General features: G+C 66.3%; 18 protein-coding genes and 1 pseudogene. 6 read left to right on the top strand and 13 right to left on the bottom strand.

The window, feature by feature from the left end:
- The 7 genes from NP3_RS16400 to NP3_RS16430 form a co-directional block, all read right to left on the bottom strand.
- Positions 1-4,666, bottom strand: a 4,666-nt coding sequence (locus NP3_RS16400) for a non-ribosomal peptide synthetase (RefSeq protein ID WP_157124350.1), incomplete at its 3' end; no start/stop codon positions are given.
- Between the two features lie 385 nt (positions 4,667-5,051).
- Complete coding sequence (gene lnt / locus NP3_RS16405; protein ID WP_063042247.1) at positions 5,052-6,746, bottom strand: apolipoprotein N-acyltransferase; 1,695 nt, start codon at positions 6,744-6,746, stop codon at positions 5,052-5,054.
- Entirely contained in the window at positions 6,736-8,328 is a 1,593-nt protein-coding gene (locus NP3_RS16410) for an amidohydrolase (RefSeq protein WP_063042249.1), read from the bottom strand. Before NP3_RS16410 ends, lnt begins: the two co-directional genes overlap by 11 nt.
- 81 nt (positions 8,329-8,409) lie before the next feature.
- On the bottom strand, positions 8,410-8,643 hold the full coding sequence (locus NP3_RS16415; RefSeq protein WP_063042251.1) for a ribbon-helix-helix protein, CopG family: 234 nt from the start codon (positions 8,641-8,643) through the stop codon (positions 8,410-8,412).
- A 131-nt stretch (positions 8,644-8,774) separates the two neighbouring features.
- Complete coding sequence (locus NP3_RS16420; protein WP_063042253.1) at positions 8,775-9,251, bottom strand: FxsA family protein; 477 nt, start codon at positions 9,249-9,251, stop codon at positions 8,775-8,777.
- Between the two features lie 84 nt (positions 9,252-9,335).
- Positions 9,336-9,995, bottom strand: coding sequence for a response regulator (locus tag NP3_RS16425; protein WP_040691387.1), 660 nt, complete (start codon positions 9,993-9,995; stop codon positions 9,336-9,338).
- Positions 9,996-10,065: 70 nt separating this feature from the next.
- Positions 10,066-11,244: a sensor histidine kinase gene (locus NP3_RS16430; RefSeq protein ID WP_063042255.1), complete on the bottom strand. Its 1,179-nt coding sequence runs from the start codon at positions 11,242-11,244 to the stop codon at positions 10,066-10,068.
- A 55-nt stretch (positions 11,245-11,299) separates the two neighbouring features.
- Between NP3_RS16430 and NP3_RS16435 the strand changes: the two genes are divergently transcribed.
- The gene (locus tag NP3_RS16435; protein ID WP_063042257.1) at positions 11,300-12,067 is read left to right on the top strand and encodes a TSUP family transporter; all 768 of its coding nucleotides are present in this window, start codon (positions 11,300-11,302) and stop codon (positions 12,065-12,067) included.
- A gap of 5 nt (positions 12,068-12,072) precedes the next feature.
- Here NP3_RS16435 and NP3_RS16440 read toward each other — a convergent pair whose 3' ends face one another.
- Positions 12,073-12,726: a TetR/AcrR family transcriptional regulator gene (locus NP3_RS16440; RefSeq protein WP_084508635.1), complete on the bottom strand. Its 654-nt coding sequence runs from the start codon at positions 12,724-12,726 to the stop codon at positions 12,073-12,075.
- A 76-nt stretch (positions 12,727-12,802) separates the two neighbouring features.
- Positions 12,803-13,126 (bottom strand): ArsR/SmtB family transcription factor, encoded by a 324-nt coding sequence (locus NP3_RS16445; RefSeq protein ID WP_218024864.1) that lies wholly within the window; start codon positions 13,124-13,126, stop codon positions 12,803-12,805.
- A gap of 87 nt (positions 13,127-13,213) precedes the next feature.
- Between NP3_RS16445 and NP3_RS16450 the strand changes: the two genes are divergently transcribed.
- The 3 genes from NP3_RS16450 to NP3_RS16460 all read left to right on the top strand — a co-directional run bounded on the left by NP3_RS16450 (position 13,214) and on the right by NP3_RS16460 (position 17,022).
- The gene (locus NP3_RS16450; protein ID WP_063042261.1) at positions 13,214-13,981 is read left to right on the top strand and encodes a glucose 1-dehydrogenase; all 768 of its coding nucleotides are present in this window, start codon (positions 13,214-13,216) and stop codon (positions 13,979-13,981) included.
- A 111-nt stretch (positions 13,982-14,092) separates the two neighbouring features.
- Positions 14,093-15,622 carry a TldD/PmbA family protein gene (locus tag NP3_RS16455; RefSeq protein ID WP_063042263.1) on the top strand — a complete coding sequence of 510 codons (1,530 nt, stop codon included), beginning with the start codon at positions 14,093-14,095 and terminating at the stop codon, positions 15,620-15,622.
- Positions 15,623-15,630: 8 nt separating this feature from the next.
- Positions 15,631-17,022: a metallopeptidase TldD-related protein gene (locus tag NP3_RS16460; protein ID WP_063042276.1), complete on the top strand. Its 1,392-nt coding sequence runs from the start codon at positions 15,631-15,633 to the stop codon at positions 17,020-17,022.
- Here the strand turns inward: NP3_RS16460 and NP3_RS16465 are convergent, their stop codons facing one another.
- Positions 17,023-17,406 carry a PPOX class F420-dependent oxidoreductase gene (locus NP3_RS16465; protein WP_063042265.1) on the bottom strand — a complete coding sequence of 128 codons (384 nt, stop codon included), beginning with the start codon at positions 17,404-17,406 and terminating at the stop codon, positions 17,023-17,025.
- Between the two features lie 44 nt (positions 17,407-17,450).
- Entirely contained in the window at positions 17,451-17,999 is a 549-nt protein-coding gene (locus tag NP3_RS16470; RefSeq protein ID WP_063042267.1) for a PadR family transcriptional regulator, read from the bottom strand.
- 109 nt (positions 18,000-18,108) lie between these two features.
- Between NP3_RS16470 and NP3_RS16475 the strand changes: the two genes are divergently transcribed.
- Positions 18,109-18,831, top strand: a complete 723-nt coding sequence (locus tag NP3_RS16475; RefSeq protein ID WP_063042269.1) for a DUF8817 family protein — start codon at positions 18,109-18,111, stop codon at positions 18,829-18,831.
- A 6-nt stretch (positions 18,832-18,837) separates the two neighbouring features.
- Here NP3_RS16475 and NP3_RS50435 read toward each other — a convergent pair.
- Positions 18,838-18,969 (bottom strand): annotated as a pseudogene (locus NP3_RS50435) (type I methionyl aminopeptidase); the annotation flags it as partial.
- A 63-nt stretch (positions 18,970-19,032) separates the two neighbouring features.
- Positions 19,033-19,227, bottom strand: a complete 195-nt coding sequence (locus NP3_RS47980) for a hypothetical protein (protein WP_157124352.1) — start codon at positions 19,225-19,227, stop codon at positions 19,033-19,035.
- A 239-nt stretch (positions 19,228-19,466) separates the two neighbouring features.
- Here NP3_RS47980 and NP3_RS16480 point away from each other — a divergent pair, with 239 nt between their 5' ends.
- Positions 19,467-19,808, top strand: a complete 342-nt coding sequence (locus tag NP3_RS16480) for a hypothetical protein (RefSeq protein WP_063042271.1) — start codon at positions 19,467-19,469, stop codon at positions 19,806-19,808.
- Positions 19,809-19,917 lie beyond the last annotated feature (109 nt).

A 19,917-nucleotide genomic window follows, 5' to 3' on the forward strand; every position in this document is an offset into this window, starting at 1 on the left:
CCGGCAGCCGCTCGGCGATGTCGGTGAACAGCTGCGCCAAGGTGATCGAGGGCTCACCCGGAGCACCGGCGATCGGTGCGAGCTTCGCTGCCTCGCGCCGGTCCAGGATCGGCAGATCACCGACCGGTCGATTCGGCTCGGCGACGACGGCACTGAGCACAGCGATGAACCGGCGAGCGAACGATTCGACCGTGCGCTTGTCGAAAACATCAGTGGCATAGCCGAATTCGGCGTGCAGCGGGCCGTCGGCGATACCGTCGTGCAGTTCCAGCTGCAGATCGAATTTCGCGATATCGGCGGCGATCGGCAGCACCCGCGCCTGCACATCGGGCAGATCGATGTTCAGATCCGGTGCGCGGTCGTAGGACAGCATCACCTGGAACAGCGGGTGCCTGGCGGCGGAGCGCTCCGGGTTGACGAGTTCGACCAGTCGCTCGAACGGCACATCCGCATTGGCGAAGGCATTGAGATCGGTTTCGCGGACCACATCGAGCATCTGCTCGAAACCGGCGGCCGGATCGACCTCGGTCCGCAACACCAGCGTATTGACGAACATGCCGACCAGATCGTCGAGCGCCGGATCCGAACGGCCCGCGATCGGGGTGCCGATGGCGATATCGGTGTTCGCGCACAGCCGCGCGAGCAACGTGGCCAGTACTGCGTGCAGCACCATGAACATGCTGACACCCCGGCTGGCCGCGAGTTCGCCTGCGGCGCGGCGGATCTCGGGTGCGATGGTGAACTCCACCCGCCCGCCGTCGGTCGAGCGACGCAGTGGGCGCGGGCGATCCAGCGGCAGATCGAGCTGATCCGGCAGACCGGTGAGGGCCGTGCGCCAGTAGGCGAGCTGACTGCTCAGCGCACTCGCCGGATCGGCTTCGTCGCCGAGCAGTTCGCGCTGCCACAGGGCGAAATCGGCGTACTGCACCGGCAGCGGGGTCCACTGCGGTGCGACGCCCTTCGCACGCATGGCTACCGCAGCCATCAGATCCCTGGCCAGCGGTGCGATCGACCAGCCGTCGCCGCAGATGTGGTGCAGCACGACGAGGAATACGTGCCGTTCCGGCCCGGTGCTCCACAGGGCCACCCGGATCGGGGCCTGACTGCGCAGATCGAAGCCGTATCCGGCGAACTCCTCGGCGAGTTCCCGCACATCGGCGCCGGTCGCGTCGATCGGGTCCAGGGTGAGCGGGATATCGGTGGCCGGATGTACGAGCTGGTATGGACCTTCCGGCGCATCCGGGAACGTGGTTCGCAGGGATTCGTGCCGTTCGATCACATCGACGAGTCCGGCACGCAGCGCCACGAGGTCGATGGGTCCATCGATCTCGACGGCCAGCGGCATGTTGTAGGCGGCGGCATGTTCGGCGAAGCGATTGAGGATCCACAGCCGCTGCTGAGCCAGCGACAGCGGAATCCGTTGCGGCCGTTCGACCGGTACCAGCTTCGGGGAGGACGCGTCCGGGTTGTGAGCGGCGAAGCGCTCGATCAACGCGGCGATGGTCGAGGCCTCGAACAGGTCGCGAATGGTCAGCCCAGTGCCGAGAGTGGCATTGATCCGCGCGACCGCGCGGGCGGCGATCAGCGAATTGCCGCCGAGATCGAAAAAGCCATCCTCGACACCGATTCCGTCGATGCCGAGAACTTCAGCAAAGATACCGGCGAGCACCCGCTCCACCTCGGTGCGGGGCTCGGCGGTGAGATGGCCGGACGGGCGGTCGGCAATGGGTTCCGGCAGCGCCTTGCGGTCGATCTTGCCGTTCGCGCTCAACGGTAGTTCGCCGAGCACCATCAGCACCGAAGGCACCATGTAGCCGGGCAACGTGCGACGCAAGGCATTCAGCAGCGCGGTGCTGTCCAGGTGGTCCGAAAAGGCCGGGTTGGCAACGACATAGGCGACGAGTTCGTCGCCGGTGCGGCCGTGATGGGCGACGCAGACGGCACGGGCGACCCGTTCGTCGGCCAGCAGCGCCGCCTCGATCTCGCCGAGTTCGATGCGCAGACCGCGGATCTTCACCTGGAAGTCGCTGCGACCCAAGTATTCGAGGACACCCCGACTTGAATCCCCTTGGTGGCCACCCAGATCCGGCTCGCCCTGCCAGCGCGCCAGATCACCGGTGCGGTACATCCGGGCGCCCGGAGTGAACGGGTTGGCCACGAAACGATCAGCGGTCAACCGAGATTGGCCGAGGTAACCGCGCGCCAATTGGACGCCCGCGAGATACAGCTCGCCGACGACCCCCGGCGGCACCGGCCGCAGGCGCGAGTCCAGGATGTAGGTCTGGGTGTTCCACACCGGCGAGCCGATCGGCACGGTATCCGGGTGGGCCGAGCACGGCCAGTAGGTGACATCGACGGCGACCTCGGTCGGCCCGTACAGATTATGCAGTTCCGGCCCGTGCAGGGCGGCGTGGAAGTCGCGGACGGTGGCCGCGGGCAACGCTTCACCACTGCAGAACACCCGGCGCAACGCGGTGCAGCCGCGCACATCGGTATCGGTGACGAACACCGAAAGCATGGACGGCACGAAATGGGCTACGGTGATGGACTTCTCGGCGATCGTCCGGGCCAGGTAGCCCGGATCGCGATGTCCGTCGGGCGCCGCGACGACGAGTCGCGCGCCGATCTGCAAGGGCCAGAAGAATTCCCAGACCGAGACGTCGAAGGTGTCCGGAGTCTTCTGCAGCACCGCGTCGGTGCCGTCCAGCGGATATTCGTGCTGCATCCACCGCAGCCGGTTGACGATCGCGGCGTGAGTTACGCCGACGCCCTTGGGTTTTCCGGTCGATCCCGAGGTGAAGATCACGTACGCGAGATGATCGGCACGCAGCGGAGCGGGACGGTCGGTGTCGGCGATCGGGTGGGCGTCGAACTCCGTGAGGTCGACGGTATCGATCGCGACCGTGTCCGCCGACAGCGCGAGTTCGTCTCGGGCCGTGGTCAATACACAGACCGGATCGGCCTGTTCGAGGATCTCTTCGATCCGCTCGACCGGATGATCGGAATCCAGCGGTAGGTACGCCGCGCCCGCCTTGATGATCGCGTAGATGCCCACGACGAGCTCGAGGCTGCGCCGCAGGTACAGGCCGACAACCTGCTCGGGCCCCGCACCGCGCGCGACGAGCAGTCGGGCCAACCGGTTGGCACGCTCGTCGAGTTCGCGGTAAGTCAGTGTCTCGTCACCGAATTCGAGCGCGACCGCATCCGGGCATACCATCGCGCGATCGGCGAACAGGCCGGACAGGGTCCCCTGCTGCGGTGCGGTCTCGGTGGCGTTCCAGGTGTGCAGTACGCGTTCGCGCTCGTCGTCGGTGATGGCGATGAGATTCTCGGCATGCGTATCGGGATCGGCGGCGAGGAATCGGGTCAGGAAGTCCAGGAACCGGCCATGGTGCGCGGTGACCTCGGACTCCGCGTAGAGCCGCGGATTGGCCTCGAAGTCGACATGGATACGACCGCCCTCGCCGTTGTACAGATTGACCGACAGGTCCTCGACCGGGCCGGTGGCCAGCACATGCAGCGAGCCGAGCAGACTGCCGAACTTCACTTCGTCGTGGAACAGCATGATGTTGACCATCGGGCCGAAGAATCCGCGCGCATCGCGGGAGTAGCCGCAATCGCGGCGGATGTCGTCGTGCCGGTAGTGCTGGTGCCGCAGCGCGCCGGTGATCTGCAATTCGGCGGCGCGCACCACATCGCGGACGGTGGTGTCGGCATCGAAGCGCACCCGGATCGGCACCACATTCGAGACCACGCCGGCGGAGCGGCGCAGCGCGACCGTTGTCCGCGCCGAGACCGGCAGGCTCAGCACCACGTCGGAATTGCCGGTAACCGACCGCACATAGGCGGCCAGTGCGGCGACGAACATGGTCGAGTTCTGGGTCTGGAGTTCGGCCGTGGCCGCGGTCATGGCGGCCTCGGCGGGTCCGTCGAGGACCGCGCAAGCGCGCCGCCGCCCCGCGTCGGGGGCGGCGGTGAGGCCGTTCACGTTGGACAGCGTCATCGGTCCACCCGCGCCCACTAATTGCTCGAGCCAATAGTCGCGGTCGTTGCGGAACCGGCTCGTGTCGCGGTATGTGGATTCGTCCGCATAGATTTTGGCCAGCGGCGTAGCTCGGGATGCCTCCGGCTCGGTGCGGTTCTCCACCGCCGTATAGATCTCCGCGGTACGGGTGAGTGCGTTCATCGCGCCGTAGCCGTCGATCACGATGTGATGGCCGCGTGCGTACCAGATGTAGTCGGACTCGCCGGTCCGCAACACTATGTTCGTAGTGAGTGGATCCCGCTCGAAGTCGATCGGCGAGCTGGCGTGCTCATTCATCCAGCGCAGCGCGGCAGCGTGCGGATCAGGCTCGTCGCGCAGATCGATCCGGCCCCAGCCGGGGCGGCGGCTGTGGTCGATCACCTGATGCGGGACACCGTCGATCTCGATCAGACGCACATGTCCGACCTGCGTTTCGACACCGAACCGTTCGATCGAGTACAGCAGGCGTCCGACGTCCAGGTCTCCGTGGATCTCGACATACTGCGCAATGGTCAGCGGGACATCCGGGCGGATACGTTGGGCGTACCAGAGGGCTGTTTGCGCCGGCGACAGTGCGAATGGTTGTGCCGAGAATTCACCGGAAGAGCATTGGTCGACGCGATCCGTGGCCAATGACTTCATCAATCACTCCTTCTGCCGCTGTTGATGCACAACTCCCCGAGCACCGCCACCGCAGGCGCGCACGCGCCAGCCGTAGGACGTGATCCACGCCCATAGATTCGGAGCATCGAATGCAACGGATGGCCAGCGTTGCGGATTTGTTTCACTTCGAACGACGTTGGCAGTAAGGCTCTTTCGCGAGCAACATTCCCGCAAACTCTCCAAATTTGCGGTTTGAGCGGCAGAGAACACTGGAAAACGACGACTTACGCCAGCACTGTTTCAATCTGGCGAACTGCACGCTAACGCTCAGGGCAGACCGAAAGATGGTTTCGAAGCCCCGAAACATACCGATTGTTTGGTTAGGGGAACGCCCTATTCATCGCGCTCAACCGATCTGGCGAGCTCAGCCGACCGGCTGGTCCATGGTGGCCTGGTCGTTCACGTACCTACCGCGGGTCTTTCGCCGCCGGATAGCCGCCACCACGACGGCAGCACCGGACAGAATAACCGAGAGCAGTTCCGCTTCGGCACCGAATCGGGTCGCGAATGTCGTGGTGCTGCGCAACGGCAGTTCGGCGACCAGCGCGGCGGGTACGAACTCGGGTGTCCGCTGCTGGACTGTGCCGTCCGCGGTGATGATGGCGCTGACACCGGAGGTGGCGGCGACCACGAGGGCGCGGCCGTGTTCGACGGCACGGACCCGGGACATGGCCAGCTGCTGATAGGTCATCTCGCTGTCGCCGAAGGTGGCGTTATTGGTGGGTACGGTCAGCAATTGCGCGCCCGCGTGCATGGAATCGCGGAAGGCGCGGTCGAAGGCGACCTCGTAGCAGGTCGCGACGCCGATATCGATGCCGCCGTGGCGACTGCTTGCAGGTCGCTCGAAAGGGTCGACGCGGACGGTGCCGTCGCCGTGGCCCGGGACGAAGTATCCGGCGCGGTCGGCGTACTCGGAGAACAGGCGGAAGAAGCTGCGCATCGGCAGGTATTCACCGAACGGCTGGATGATCTTCTTGTCGTGCCGCTCGCCCGGACCGGCCGCACCGTTCCAGACGATGACCGAGTTCGTTGTCGTGCGATCGCCGTTCACCAGTACGGCGCCGACGAGTATCGGCGCGCCGATCTGCTCGGACGCCTCGGTGATCTCCGCGGCCGCGTCGGCATTGCGCAGCGGGTCGATATCCGATGAGTTCTCCGGCCAGATCACCACGTCCGGCTGTCGCGCCTGCCCCTGCGCGACTGCTCGAGCCAGCTCCTCGGTGCGCCGGACATGGTTGTCGAGTACGGCGCGTCGCTGGGCATTGAAGTCAAGCCCGAGCCGCGGCACGCTGCCCTGGATGGCGGCGACCGTGATCGTCCGGTCGCCCTCCTGCGGGCCGGGCAGCGCGGTCCGGAGGATCGCTCCGGTGACCGGGATGGTAACCAAAGTCGCCGCCGCGGCGATAATTCCGACGCGGGCCTTGGTGGTACGACCCGATTCGGCGGGGGACTTATCGTCCGTCGGCACGACCGTCACGCGAGTCCACACGGACACCAGCACTGCCGCCGCCGCGGTTCCGGTGAGCGCCACCGCGAATCCGATGAGCGGCGCGCCGCCGACCATGGCCAGCGAGAGGTACCACCCATCGGCCTGACCGAACGCCAAACGCCCCCACGGGAATCCGCCGAACGGAAAGCTCGATCGCAGCCACTCGGTGGCCGTCCACGTCAACGCCACCCACACCGGCCACCCCGGCAGCGAAAACAACAACCGCGCCAGTAGCCCGAATAAACCTATATATAAGGAACACACCGTCGACAACGCGAGCCACGGCACCGGCCCGACGTAGATCCCGGTCCACGGCAAAAGCGGCACGAAGAACGCCAGCCCCGCCAGGAACCCGTACCCGAACCCTCCACGCATCCGCGCGGCGCCGCGTATGGTCAGCGTCAGCACCACGATCCCGATAGGCGCGAGAAACCAGAACGGCCGCGGCGGAAAACTCCCGAAAATCAACAACCCCGACACCACCGCCGCGACCGACCGACTCAGCACCGGATACCGACCGAGCGCGACCGCCACGCGGCGCAGAGCCACGCCGGGAGTTTCAGGCTTCATGGATGGTGACTCCGCGGTGGACGGTGCGCAGGCAGGTGGGCAGGGATGCGTCGGGATCGAGCGGGGGTAGGCCGGGGACCCTGGAGCGCGGATCGGTGGACCAGCGTTGGACGGTATCGGCGGCTGCTGCGACAACGAGGTCGGCGGCGTCCCAGATCGCGTAGGAGGCGGGAGCTCCCGGGACCAAGGTGCCCGCGACGCCGTCGCGGACGCCGCCCGCGCGCCAGGCCCCCCGGGTGGCAGCGGCAAAGGCGGCACGGGGTGAGAGACCGTGGCCGGGGGTGCGGTGGTTGACCGCGGCCCGGACCGCCGACCAGGGATCGACTGCGGTAACCGGCGCGTCCGAGCCGATGGCGAGGGCGATGCCCGCGGCGGCCATGGCCGCGAAGGGATTCAGGGTGCCGGCGCGTTCGGAGCCGAGGCGGGTGGCGTACATGCCGTCCGGGCCGCCCCAGGTCGCGTCGAAACCCGGTTGGACACTGGCGATTACGCCCCAGGCGGCCAGTTTCGCGATCTGACCGGCATCGATCATCTCCGCATGCTCGACGCGGTGCGCGCAGGATGCGACGGCCGGGCTGCCGAGTTCGTCGACCACCTGTCCGAATCCGGCGACGACAGCGTCCATCGCGGCATCACCGATGACGTGGAATCCGGCCTGAACGCCTGCCTGGGTGCAGGCGCGCACATGCGCGGCGATCGTATCGGCGTCGAGGTAGCCGAGACCGGTTCCGGCGTCATCGGCATAGGGCGCACGCAACCGAGCGCTGCGCGAGCCGATGGAGCCGTCCACGAACAGATCGCCACCGAGCGCGTGCACCCCGAGTTCGGCGATGAGCGCCCGCGCCTCGTCCGCGGTGCGCACCGCCTCACCCCAATAGGCCCGGACTTCCACACCGTGGTCGAAGTCGAGCAACTCACGAATATCGGTGCGCCCGGCGATCTCCGGTCCCCCGCATTCGTGCACCGCCACGACACCGTGCGCGGCCGCCGTATCCAGTGCGGCCCTGCGCGCCCGATCCCGTTGTGCGCGATCCAATCCCGAGAGAACCGCGGTGCGCACCAGATGGTGCGCGTCAGCGCGCAGCGGCGTACCGCGCGTGAAACCCGAGGCGGCGATGACTTCCGCAGTCAACAACCCTGACGACACCACCGCCGAATGCGCGTCCACCCGCGACAGATACACCTGACGCCCCGGCTGCACTGCCGCGTCGAGTTCCTCGACCGTCGGCGGCCGATCCTCCGGCCATCCGGTCTCGTCCCAGCCGTCGCCGAGAATCGCGCCGTCGGGATGCGACTTCGCGAACGCGCGCAGCAGTTGCAGGCAGTGTTCGAGTGAACGCGCCACCGACAGATCGAGGCCGGTCACTTTCAAGCCCAGCGCCGTCACGTGCACGTGCGGATCGACGAATGCCGGTGCCACGAAAGCACCGTCGAGGTCGATGATCTCCGCATCCGGATGCAGCGCGCGTCCCGGTTGCTCGGCACCCAGCCACACCACGGTGCCGTCGGTCACGGCCATTGCCGTCGCGTCGGGTGAACTCGAACTGTAGAAACGACCGCCGATCAGCAACTGGGTACTCACGAGAGACCAGTCTGCCGTATCGGTGTTTCAGTCCGTCGAGTCGGACAGCCTCCGCTCCGTAGCGGCTGCTTGCGGGTCGCTCTAAATGGTCGGTGGCGAAACGTCCGCGGGCTGTGCGAGCACCGCCATGACCTCCGCGTATCTCGGCGGCGCGCCGCCGGGTGCGGCGCGCATACCCGCCTCCACCGCGATCAGTTCCAGCCGCAATGCCGCAGCCGCGAATCCGGAAATCGACTGTCCCGCAGCCGCCGCGGCCTGCCGCACCGCCGCTGCCAGCTCCTCACTCACCGTGACGGTGAGCTCTTCGGTCGCCATCCGGCCACCCTAGTCCTTTGATCCGGCTTACGAAATGGGCACGAGGGTGACAGTCGGCACGGTTTAAGTAAGAGACCCGGAGTGAACCCGATCAACCGGCTGACCCTTTCGAGCAACCCGCAAAGTGGTCGCTACGGAAGAGCTGGGCGAGTCGAGGGGCGGGGGTCGTCGTACCACTCGCTGACAACCGCGCCGTCGACCACATCGTCACCGTCGATGATCACGCCGCGATACGGCATCGCCGCGGCCAGGCGGCTGAAGCGGCGCGCGGCGAACGCGGCGACAAGGGGACGGACCAGGAAGCGGGTCGGCGGCAGCAGCAGGAGCAGCCCGAAGAACGAGGTGACCAGGCCTGGGATGAACATCAGGAACCCACCCGTGGCGACGAGCGCGCCGTCCGCGACCGCGGTGCCCGGGTTGATCTCCCCGCGTCCGGCGCGCCGGAATTGTTCGAAGACGCGTCGGCCTTGGGAGCCGATGAGCAGCATGCCCGCGGCGGAACCGGCGATGAGCAGCAGGATGGTCGGCATCACGCCGATGAGCTGGCCGACGCCGATCAGCGCGGCGATCTCGACGATGACGTAGAGCACGAACAGTACGGCGGGCATGGCGATCCTTTCGGACGATCTACCCGGTTCAACGTCGCACGGTCCGATTTTTCTCCCGATCCAGCCTGATAGCTCGCTGAGATCTCACCCGCCGGGTCGCACCAAGCCGGTCTCGTAGGCCAGCACGACTGCTTGAACCCGGTCGCGCAGACCGAGTTTCGTCAGCACCCGCCCGACGTGCGTCTTGACGGTGGCCTCGGACAGGTACAACTGCTCGGCGATCTCGGCATTGGACCGCCCCGCCGCGATCTGCTCGAGCACCTCGCGCTCACGCGCGGTCAGCACCTCGAGTACCGCCGGATCCCGCATGCCGCCCGGGTCGTCGGCGATGAGCCGGTCCAGCAGTCGCTTGGTCACCTTCGGCGACACGACCGCATCACCGCCCGCCACACTCCGGATCGCCGAGACCAGATCCTCGGGCGGCGTGTCCTTCAACAGGAATCCGCTCGCACCGGCTCGCAGCGCGCCCAATGCGTGTTCGTCGAGGTCGAAGGTCGTCATCACCAGCACCTTGCAGCCGTCACCGGCCTCGACGATGCGCTGCGTGGCCGATACCCCGTCGACAACCGGCATCCGCACATCCATCAGCACCACATCCGGCCGCAACTCCTTGGCCCGGGATATCGCGGCGGCACCGTTCTCGGCCTCTCCGATCACCTCGATGTCCGGGTGCGCACCGAGCACCATCTTCAACCCCATGCGCATGAGTTCCTGATCGTCGACAACGAGAACGGTAATCGGCACGTCCCTAATCTATCGGCCACGTCCAGCGTGTTTTCCGCACCGTGCGCATGGCGCCGAAAGAAGCCTGCGGCTAACCGTTTTCGTTGCCGCGCACCAGTGGGATGGTCGCGTATACCCGCCAGGCGCCATCGGAGGTGCGGCCCGCTTCCAGCGTGCCGCTGAGTACGGCGATGCGTTCGCGCATGCCGACCAGTCCCATGCCGCCGCCGACGATCGGGCTCGCGGCCAGCTCCCGCACCGGAACTCCGCCGGTATCGGTGACTTCGATGACCACATCGATCTCGCGGCGCTGCACCCGCACCCATGCCTTGGGATGAGAACCCGCGTGCCGGAGCGTGTTGGTCAGTGATTCGGCCACGATGCGGTGCATACCGAGACTCACCTCGGGGGCGATATCGTCCAGTTCACCGGTCATTTCGAGTTCCACCGCGAGTCCGGTATCGCGCATCATCTCGACCACCTTCGCCAGACCCGCGGTTCCGTGCTGCGGCAATTGATCCGGGGCGTGCTCGATACGCAGGAGCGCCACGGTTCGGCGCAATTCCCGCAGGGCCTCGCGACCGGTGCTCGCGATCGTGGTCAATGCCCGCTCGGCCGCGTCCGGATCGCGCCGCAGCGCGTACTTCGCGCCGTCGGCCTGTACGATGATCACGCTCACCGCGTGGGCGACGACGTCGTGTAATTCGCGGGCGATACGGGTGCGTTCGGCGGAGACGGCATCGTGCGCACGGCGTTCCCGGTCGTAGTCGGCGACCGCGAGCCGCGCCGCCACCTCCTGGTCATAGGCATGGCGCGCACCGATGAATTCGGCCAGCGTCCAGCACAGCGCATAGAACATCGCGGTGAAGATCAGATCCGAACCGGCCGGCTTGTGCAGCAACAGAAATGAGCTGGTGCAGTCGGCGACAAGGCCGAGCGCGTACCAAACTCCTTCCTTGCGACCGACATACGCGACGAGCGTGTACAGCATGATGCCGAGCCCGAGAAGCGCGATATGGTCGCCATTGTCCTCGGACGCGTAGCTCACCAGCGTCGAGGCGATCGAGAGTCCGAGCATCGCGGCTGCCATCGCCCGCGGATAGAGCCGCCGGAACGCGACAGGTACCGGCAACAGCACACCGATTCCCAGGTATGCCAGCTTGCTGTCGGAATTCCCGACCCCGAGAATCTCGAACAGCAGCAGGGCTGCGGCCAGCATCGAATCCGAGATGAGGGGCTTGCCGCGAAGCCACAGACTGAACCGGCGCACGAATATCAGCCTAGGTGCGGGCGGGCTCGATCCAACCATCTGGTTGGCTGGCCGGGTGGATTTTGCAGACTGGGCGGCCTTGTTGACAGCCGCGACCGCCGCGGGCTGGGTGGATGCGGTGGTCGGCGGCGGCGGATTGATCATCCTGCCGACACTGTTCCTCGTCGCACCGGGCATCACGCCACAAACCGCACTCGGCACCAACAAGCTCGCCGCGGTCGCGGGCACCAGCGCATCGGTCATGACATTCGCGCGCAAAGTTCCCATACAGTGGCGCACGCTGCTGCCCGCGGCGGTGATCGCGGCGGTCACCGCGGCGACCGGTGCGGCGGCGGTGTCGCTCATCGATCGCGACCTGTTCATACCGATCGTGATGGTCGTGCTGGTCGGCGTCGCCGTCTTCGTCACGCTGCGCCCATCGATCGGCATCACCCTGGCCACGCACCCGCCGACCCGGCGCAAGTTCGTGCTCGTGATCGCCCTGGCCGCCGGATTGATCGGCTTCTACGACGGACTGCTCGGCCCAGGCACGGGCACCTTCCTGATCATTACCTTCGCCACCCTGCTCGGCACCGAATTCGTGCGTGCGGCCGCGATGGCGAAGGTGATCAACTGCGGATCCAATTTCGGTGCGCTGATCTACTTCGGTGTCACCGGCCACATCATGTTCGCGCTCGGCGCGGCCATGGCGGTCGGCAATGTGGCGGGCGCGATCATCGGCTCGCACATGGCATTACGCAAGGGCGCGGAGTTCGTGCGCGTCGTACTCCTGGTCGTCGTCATCGGCATGGTGATCCGTTTGGGCTGGCAGCAATTCGGCTGAGGCGATCAGTGCAGGGGTCCGACATGCATCTTGGTATTCGAGGCGAGCCAGGGCTGCAACACCCGCGAGGTCGTTTCGTGGATTTGGCGGTGCAGCCGCTCGCCGTCCACCCCTGCCACCGGACTCTGGAACAGCACCGTCAACGCACCGGAAACCGCACCGACCACCGCACCGACCAATGCGGCGGCGCCGACATCGTCCAATTCGGCGGGAAATGCCATATGCAACTGTCGCGCGATCTCGCGCTGCGCGACCAACTGCGCATGCGCGGCTCGCCCGCTCACCGCGGGCACGGTGCGCGAAACTTGCGCGCGCAGTGCGGCAATGCGCGCATTGAGGTCATCGACGAGGTGTTCGCCCGGATTGTCGCCCGCCGCTCGCAACGCGCGCAGCAGCACTTCCACGGGCCGCTCGCCGGGCCGGCGACTCGCGATGGCAGCCACCGCGGCGCGCACCCGCTCGTCCTGTTCCGGGAAGAGCAACTCTTCCTTGCTGGCAAAGTAGTTGAAGAAGGTCCGGGTGCCGACCTCGGCCGCGGCGGCGATATCGGCCACCGTGGTCTCCTCATAGCCTCTGTTCTCGAAAAGCTCGGCGGCTGCCTCGAGGAGGGCACGGCGGGTACGTTCTCGTTTGCGATCGCGGAGGGCGGATGGCGGCACGCGGGCACAGTACGGCATAACCCGACTTGGGTACGGTAACCACGACTTTCGCGCGCGCCATGCGGCCAAACCGTGATCAAATTCCGGTCGCGTGCGACTGCTCCCGGCGGGCCGCGTCGATCACCGAATCCAGCAGACCCGGGAACCGCGCGTCGAGATCGTCACGGCGCAACGACTGTAGCGTTTCCCGTCCCGAGGGCCGCTGCCAGATGATCCCCGCATCGCGCAGCACCCGATAGTGGTGTGTCAGATTGGATTTCGGCACACCGTCCACGATCGAGCCGCAGGTGTGCTCCGCCCCATCCGCGAGCACGCGAACGATCCGCAGGCGCAATGGATTTCCCAGTGCGGCGAACACATTCGCCAACTCGATCCGATCCCGCTCGGGATGTGCCGTCATCACATCGGCCAGGATAGCTCGATTGTTGACATACAGTCGAACTGTTCATATGTTCTTGAACTATCCAACTGTATGAGAGGCCGTGCCATGGCGAGCAATTCCCGATTCGACGACAAGATCGCGCTGATCACCGGCGGAACCAGCGGCATGGGGTTGGCCACCGCGCGCAGGTTGCTCGACGAGGGTGGGCGGGTTGTCATCACCGGGCGTGACAAGTCCCGTCTGGACGTCGCGCTCGAAGAGTTGAACCGTGGCGATCGGGTCCTTGGAATCCCTGGTGACGCAGCGAGTCTCGCCGATCTGGAAGCGTTGACGGCCGCGGTCCGGGACCGTTACGGACGCCTCGACATCGTTTTCGCCAATGCGGGCGTCGGCGCGTTCCAGGCCCTCGGCGATGTCACCGAGGCCGAGTTCTACCGGGTGGTCGATATCAACTTCAAGGCCGCGTTCTTCACCATCCAGCACACTCTCCCCCTGCTGGTCGATGGCGGTGTGATTGTGATCAACGCATCATTCGCACTGCATCGGGGTGGGCCCGGCGCGGCACTCTATTCGGCGACGAAGGCGGCGGTGCACAACCTGGCGCGAACGCTGGCGGCCGAACTGGCACCCAGGCGAATCCGGGTCAACTCGGTGAGCCCGGGTTACACCGGGACGCCCGCGTTCTATGCCGAAGCGTCACCGGAAGTGCAGGCCGCCGCCGTAGCCACCGTGGCCGCGGGACGTATCGGTACCTCGGAGGACGTTGCCGCCGCGGTCGCTTTTCTCGCCTCCGACGAGGCGTCCTATATCAACGGCCAGGACCTGCTCATCGACGGCGGTCTCGTCGCCGCGACCCCGGCGGCCATGGTCTAGAACTGCGCCGCTGACCATTTCGTGCGGCATTGCAGTCGATGCATGTCTACAAGGTCTGCGTCAGCGCAGCGGGAGCGGCGCTCACCGGTCCGACCGGCTAAGTTGGGTCGGGTGAGCATCGCGACTTCCAAAGACGTGGACGCCGAATTCCTTGCGTTACCATTGCACGCGCTCGCCGACGCCGCACTGTCGGCGGCGCGGGCGGCGGGCGCGCAGCATGCAGATCTACGGGTGCATCGATTGGTCACCCAGTCGATCCGGCTGCGCGACGGCCGGGTCGAGGCGATCAGCAATGCCACCGATCTCGGCTTCGCCGTGCGCGTGATCGTCGACGGCACCTGGGGTTTCGCCTCGCATGCCGCGCTCACTCCGGAGACCGCGGCCGAGGTGGCGCGGCGGGCGGTCACGGTGGCGACCACCCTGCGCGCGCTCAATCGTGAGCGCGTCGAACTCGCCGACGAGCCGCGATACGACAATGTGCACTGGGTTTCGGCCTACGACCTGGACCCGTTCACGGTGCCGACCGCCGACAAGGTCGCTGTGCTGCAGGACTATTCGGGCCGCCTGTCCGCCGCCGACGGCGTCGATCACGTCACCGCCTCGGTGCTGCAGGTCAAGGAGCAGACCTTCTACGCCGACACCGCGGGCTCCGCGATCACACAGCAGCGCGTGCGCCTGCACCCGCAACTGGAGGCGATCACCGTCGACGCGGCGGCGGGTGTCTTCGAGACCATGCGCACCCTCGCCGCACCGGCCGGACGCGGCTGGGAGTACGTCACCGGTGCGGACGGAATCTGGGACTGGAGCGAGGAGCTCGCGCAGATCCCGGGCTGGCTGGCCGAGAAGGTCAAGGCGCCCAGCGTCGAGGCAGGCCCCACCGACCTGGTGATCGACCCGACCAACCTGTGGCTGACCATCCACGAATCCATCGGCCACGCCACCGAATACGACCGCGCCATCGGCTACGAATCCGCCTATGCGGGTACCTCGTTCGCAACCCCGGACAAGCTCGGCACGCTGCAGTACGGAACGCCGATCATGCACGTCACCGGCGACCGCACCGAGGTGCACGGTCTGGCCTCGGTCGGCTATGACGACGAGGGGGTCGCCGGACAGCGCTGGGATCTGGTGCGCGACGGCGTTCTGGTCGGCTATCAACTCGACCGTGTCTTCGCCCCGCGCCTGGGCCTGGAACGCTCCAACGGCTGCTCCTACGCGGACTCACCGCACCATGTGCCGATCCAGCGCATGGCCAACGTCTCGCTGCAACCGGATCCCGAGAACGACGCCAGTACCGCCGAACTCATCTCCCGGGTCGAGAACGGCATCTATATCGTCGGCGACAAGTCCTGGTCGATCGATATGCAGCGCTACAACTTCCAGTTCACCGGCCAGCGGTTCTTCCGCATTCGCGGCGGCAAGCTGGACGGCCAGCTGCGCGATGTCGCCTATCAGGCCACCACCACCGACTTCTGGGGTGCCATGGAGGCGGTCGGCGGACCGTCCACCTGGCGCCTCGGCGGCGCGTTCAACTGCGGTAAGGCACAACCCGGCCAGGTCGCCGCGGTCAGCCACGGCTGCCCGTCGATCCTGGTGCGCGGCATCAACATTCTCAACACCCGGACGGAGGCAGGTCAGTGATCGAGGTGATGATGCCCGCGGGTGCCGTCGTCGAGCAGGCGCTGGCGCTCTCGCATGCGGACGAGGCGATGGTCATCGTCACCGATGCGCACGAGGCGTCGCTGCGCTGGGCGGGCAACTCGATGACCACCAATGGTTCCTCGATTTCCCGGGACTGGGCGGTCATTTCGATCTTCCGCGACGGCCCGAACTCCGCGCGCGTCGGCAGCGTCAGCTCCACCAGCGTCGACCCGGCCGAGATCGAGCAGGTGGTCCGCGCCAGCGAGGCGGCGGCTCGCACCGCCGAACCGGCGAAGGATGCGATGCCGCTGCTGACTCCGGACTCGGATGGCCTGCCGGACTCCGGAAATGACTGGGCGTCCGCACCGGGCAGTACCGGAATCGAGGTCTTCACCGACCTCGCACGCGACTTGGCGGGCGGATTCGACGGCGCCGATCGGCTCTATGGTTTCGCCTACCACCAGATGCATACGACATGGCTCGGCACCTCCACCGGTATTCGCCGCCGCTTCGTGCAACCCACCGGTTCGGTGGAGATCAACGGAAAGCGAGGCGAGGGCGCGGATCTCGCGAGCGCGTGGGTCGGTGTCGGCACCGCGGACTTCACCGACGTCGACGTACCCGGACTACTCACCGAATTGTCGCGTCGGCTGGATTGGTCCGGCCGCCGGGTCGAGCTGCCCGCGGGTCGCTACGAAACCCTGCTGCCGCCGTCGGCGGTCGCGGACCTGATGATCTACCTGGCCTGGTCCATGGAGGGCCGGGGCGCGCACGAAGGGCACAGCGCCTTCGCAAAGGCGGGCGGCACTCGAATCGGTGAGCGGCTCAGCGACATTCCGTTGACGCTCTACTCCGATCCGAGCGCGGGCGGACTCGAATATCGTCCGTTCGTGGTGACTTCGTCGTCCTCGGAATCGCTGTCGGTCTTCGACAACGGTCTTGCGGCCCGGCGCGTGGACTGGCTGCGTAATGGGATCATCGAATCGCTGGTCTACCCGCGCGCCACCGCCGCCGAATTCGACGCTCCCACTACGGTTCCCGGTGATAACCTGCTGCTGACCGGCGGCTCGGGCGCGAGTATCGACGCGATGATCGCGAATACCGAGCGCGGCCTACTGCTGACCACGCTCTGGTACATCCGCGAGGTCGATCCCGCGACCTTGCTGCTCACCGGCCTCACCCGCGACGGTGTCTACCTGGTCGAAAACGGTGAAGTCACTGCGGCGGTCAACAACTTCCGCTTCAACGAAAGCCCGATCGACCTGCTCCGCCGCACCACCGAAGCCGGTGCCACCGAGACCACCCTCCCCCGTGAATGGAAGGACTGGTTCACCCGAACCGCCATGCCGCCCTTGCGCATCCCGGACTTCCACATGTCCTCGGTGAGCCAGGCGACCTGACTATGCGGCCGGAGTGATCTCGAGGCCGATGGTGCCGGACTTGCCGCGGCGAATACTGCTCGCGGTGACCAGAATCGGGCCGAGGAGCCAGTACTTCTTCTTGATCAGCTTGCGCACTCGTTCGGTGTCGGCGGCATCGAGCACTCGGCCGGTGCCTTCGATGACATCACCGCGCGGCTTGCCCGAGGGGTTGCACGGTTGGAGGGTGACGGCGGGATTTTCGCGCAGCCGCTTGACCTTCCAGCTGTTGGTTTCGGTCCACACATACAGCTTGCCGTCGTCCTCGGCGGCCCATACGGCGGTGCCGACCGGTGTGCCGTCCTTGCGGAAGGTCGTCAGCAGCACATAGTCGGCCTTGCCGACCGCACCCAGTGTGTTCGTCATGCGGGCAGCCTATCCGCCATCGGACCGGCGGGCGCCCCCTGCCTTCAGTCCGGCATCCGGTATTCACCGGCCTCCAGGCGCTCGAGAACGCCCCCGGTCCAGTTCGACAGGTTGTCGAACACGCCGCTCCACAGCTCGAGCAGATCGGTCGCATGCGGTGGTTCGTACCGGCCGGGGAAGGTCGGGATCATGGCGATCAGATCGTCACGAACCGCCGCGGCATTGCGGCGTTGTTCGCGCAACTTCTCGATGACGTGTGCGCGTGGCAACGCATCCATGAACGCGATACCCGCACCGAGCTCTTCCATATCGACGCTGACCAGCGCCTCGTCCATGAGCTTGCGGAATTCGGCCTCCCCCGCCTCGGTCAGTTCGAACAGTGTCCGCCCCGGCCCCTCGGTACTGCCCTGGGTGCCGAATGCACTCAATTTCCCTTCCTGCGTCAGCTGTTTCAGCGCGTGATAGATCGACCCGGGCTTCACATTGGTCCAGGTTTCGGCACGCCAGGACAGCAGTTCGCGACGCACGGCGTAGCCGTAGGTGGGCTGACGCAACCGCATCACGCCGAGGACGAGCAGGCGCACGGCCGACATCCGGGGTTTCCCTTCTCTCGAAACGGCCATACTACTCAAATTTGACTTCCGGCCTTCCATCGCCCTAGCCTCGGTAGTCAAAATTGATTACCGCTACCGAGGCAGGGCAATGACAAGCGATACAGCGGTTCCGGTGTTGTGGAGTGGCGATTTGAAAGACACCCTCGACTTCTACCGAGCGCTGGGCTACACGGTGACCCACGAGCAGACCAGGCCATACGACTACGGCGCGATCGAGGCCGATGGTTGTGCGGTCCATTTCGCCGCCGCACCGCAGGGCATCGGACTCCCCACCGAACAGGTCGGCTGCCTGATCATGCTCGACGATGTCGCCGAGCGACACGCCACATTCACCGCGGCGCTGCGCAAGCGCTATGGCAAGGTCCCCGCGAAGGGGTGTCCACGCATCACCCGATTCCGCCCCGGCCAGAGCAGATTCAGCGTGGTCGACCCGGTGGGCAATACCATCATCTACATTCAGCGCGACGAGCCCGAGGACGTCGATTACGGCGGCTCCCGCGAACTCGACGGCCTGGCACGGGTTTTGGACAATGTCCGCATCCTGCGCGATTTCAAGAACGATGATGCGACCGCGGTCCGGGTGCTCGAGGTAGGACTCCGTCGCTACGGCGCGCAAGCATCTGCCGTCGATAGGGCTCGCGCACTTGCGGCACTGACCGAGTTGGCCGTCGCCACCGGTGATTCCGAGCGGGCCGAGAAGGTGCGCGCCGAACTCGGGGGCATATCGCTGTCGAAAACCGAACGCGCGATCGTCGCGGCCGAGTTGCGCGCCGCCACCGATCTCGCGGATTGGCTCTCCGAAACGGATTGAGACAGATTATGCGGCGGTCAATACTCGGGGTCCGTCAGCGGTGATCGCGACCGTATGTTCGGAGTGCGCGGTCCGCGAGCCATCCACCGAGCGGATCGTCCAACCATCCGGATCCGTGTAGTTCCTGTCGGTCGTGCGGCGCGAACCACTTCGTCATGCGGGCGGCCTATCCGCCCTCGGACCGGCGGGCGCCCCCTGCCATCAGTCCGGCATCCGGTATTCACCGGCCTCCAGGCGCTCGAGAATTCCACCGGTCCAGTTCGACCGATTGTCGAACATGCAACTCCCCAACTCGAGCAGATCGGTCGCATGCGGTGGTTCGCACCGGCCGGGGAAGCTCGGGATCATGGAGATCAGTGCCGATGCTGCGCGGGGACGGCTGCCGGAGACAAACATCCGGGCAGACTTCGTGCTCTCGGGACGATGGCACGCCTTGCGGGCCGACCTACTGTTCCAGCATCAACTCTGAGCGGACGTGTCGGCAAAGGAGCCCACACCGCCCGCCGATCCGATGCCCATCGCAACCCGCCATGGCGTCGACCTTGCACCCGTCCGGCAACAGGGCACGTTGCCCTCATCACCGATACCGCCGAACTGGCCCCCTTTGTCTACAGATTCAGAAAGAGGAATTGATTGTGTGGATTCCGACGGAATCTCCGCCCCAACGATCGGACACACCTGCCAACATCCGCCTGCACCCGGCAACGAGTTTCGCCGAAAGCCGCACCTCGCCGCGCACCCAGGGCCGCAACGACGATATCGCCGCGCTCGGAACACCCGCACTGGTTGTTGGCGTCATACTGCTCGTCGCCGGATTCGCCGCACTACTGCCGACGCGAACTTGGCCCCGCGACTACGGCGCGCTGTTGGTCATCCTCGTCTACGTCCTCTACCTGAGTCTCGCCGGTTCGTTGACGATGTGGGGCTTCCGCTCGACCCGCGGACCACGCGCCCACCGCAGGCCGCATCGGCCATGAATGTCGGTGCGGGCCTGGCAATCACCGTCAGTACTTGGTGACCAGGCTTCAGGCGGTCCGCATCGCCGTGCCACCGGGATCCGGCGCGCCTGTTCGTTGCTGGTGCGAC

This window comes from Nocardia pseudovaccinii NBRC 100343 (assembly GCF_001613225.1).
GTDB lineage: Bacteria > Actinomycetota > Actinomycetes > Mycobacteriales > Mycobacteriaceae > Nocardia > Nocardia pseudovaccinii.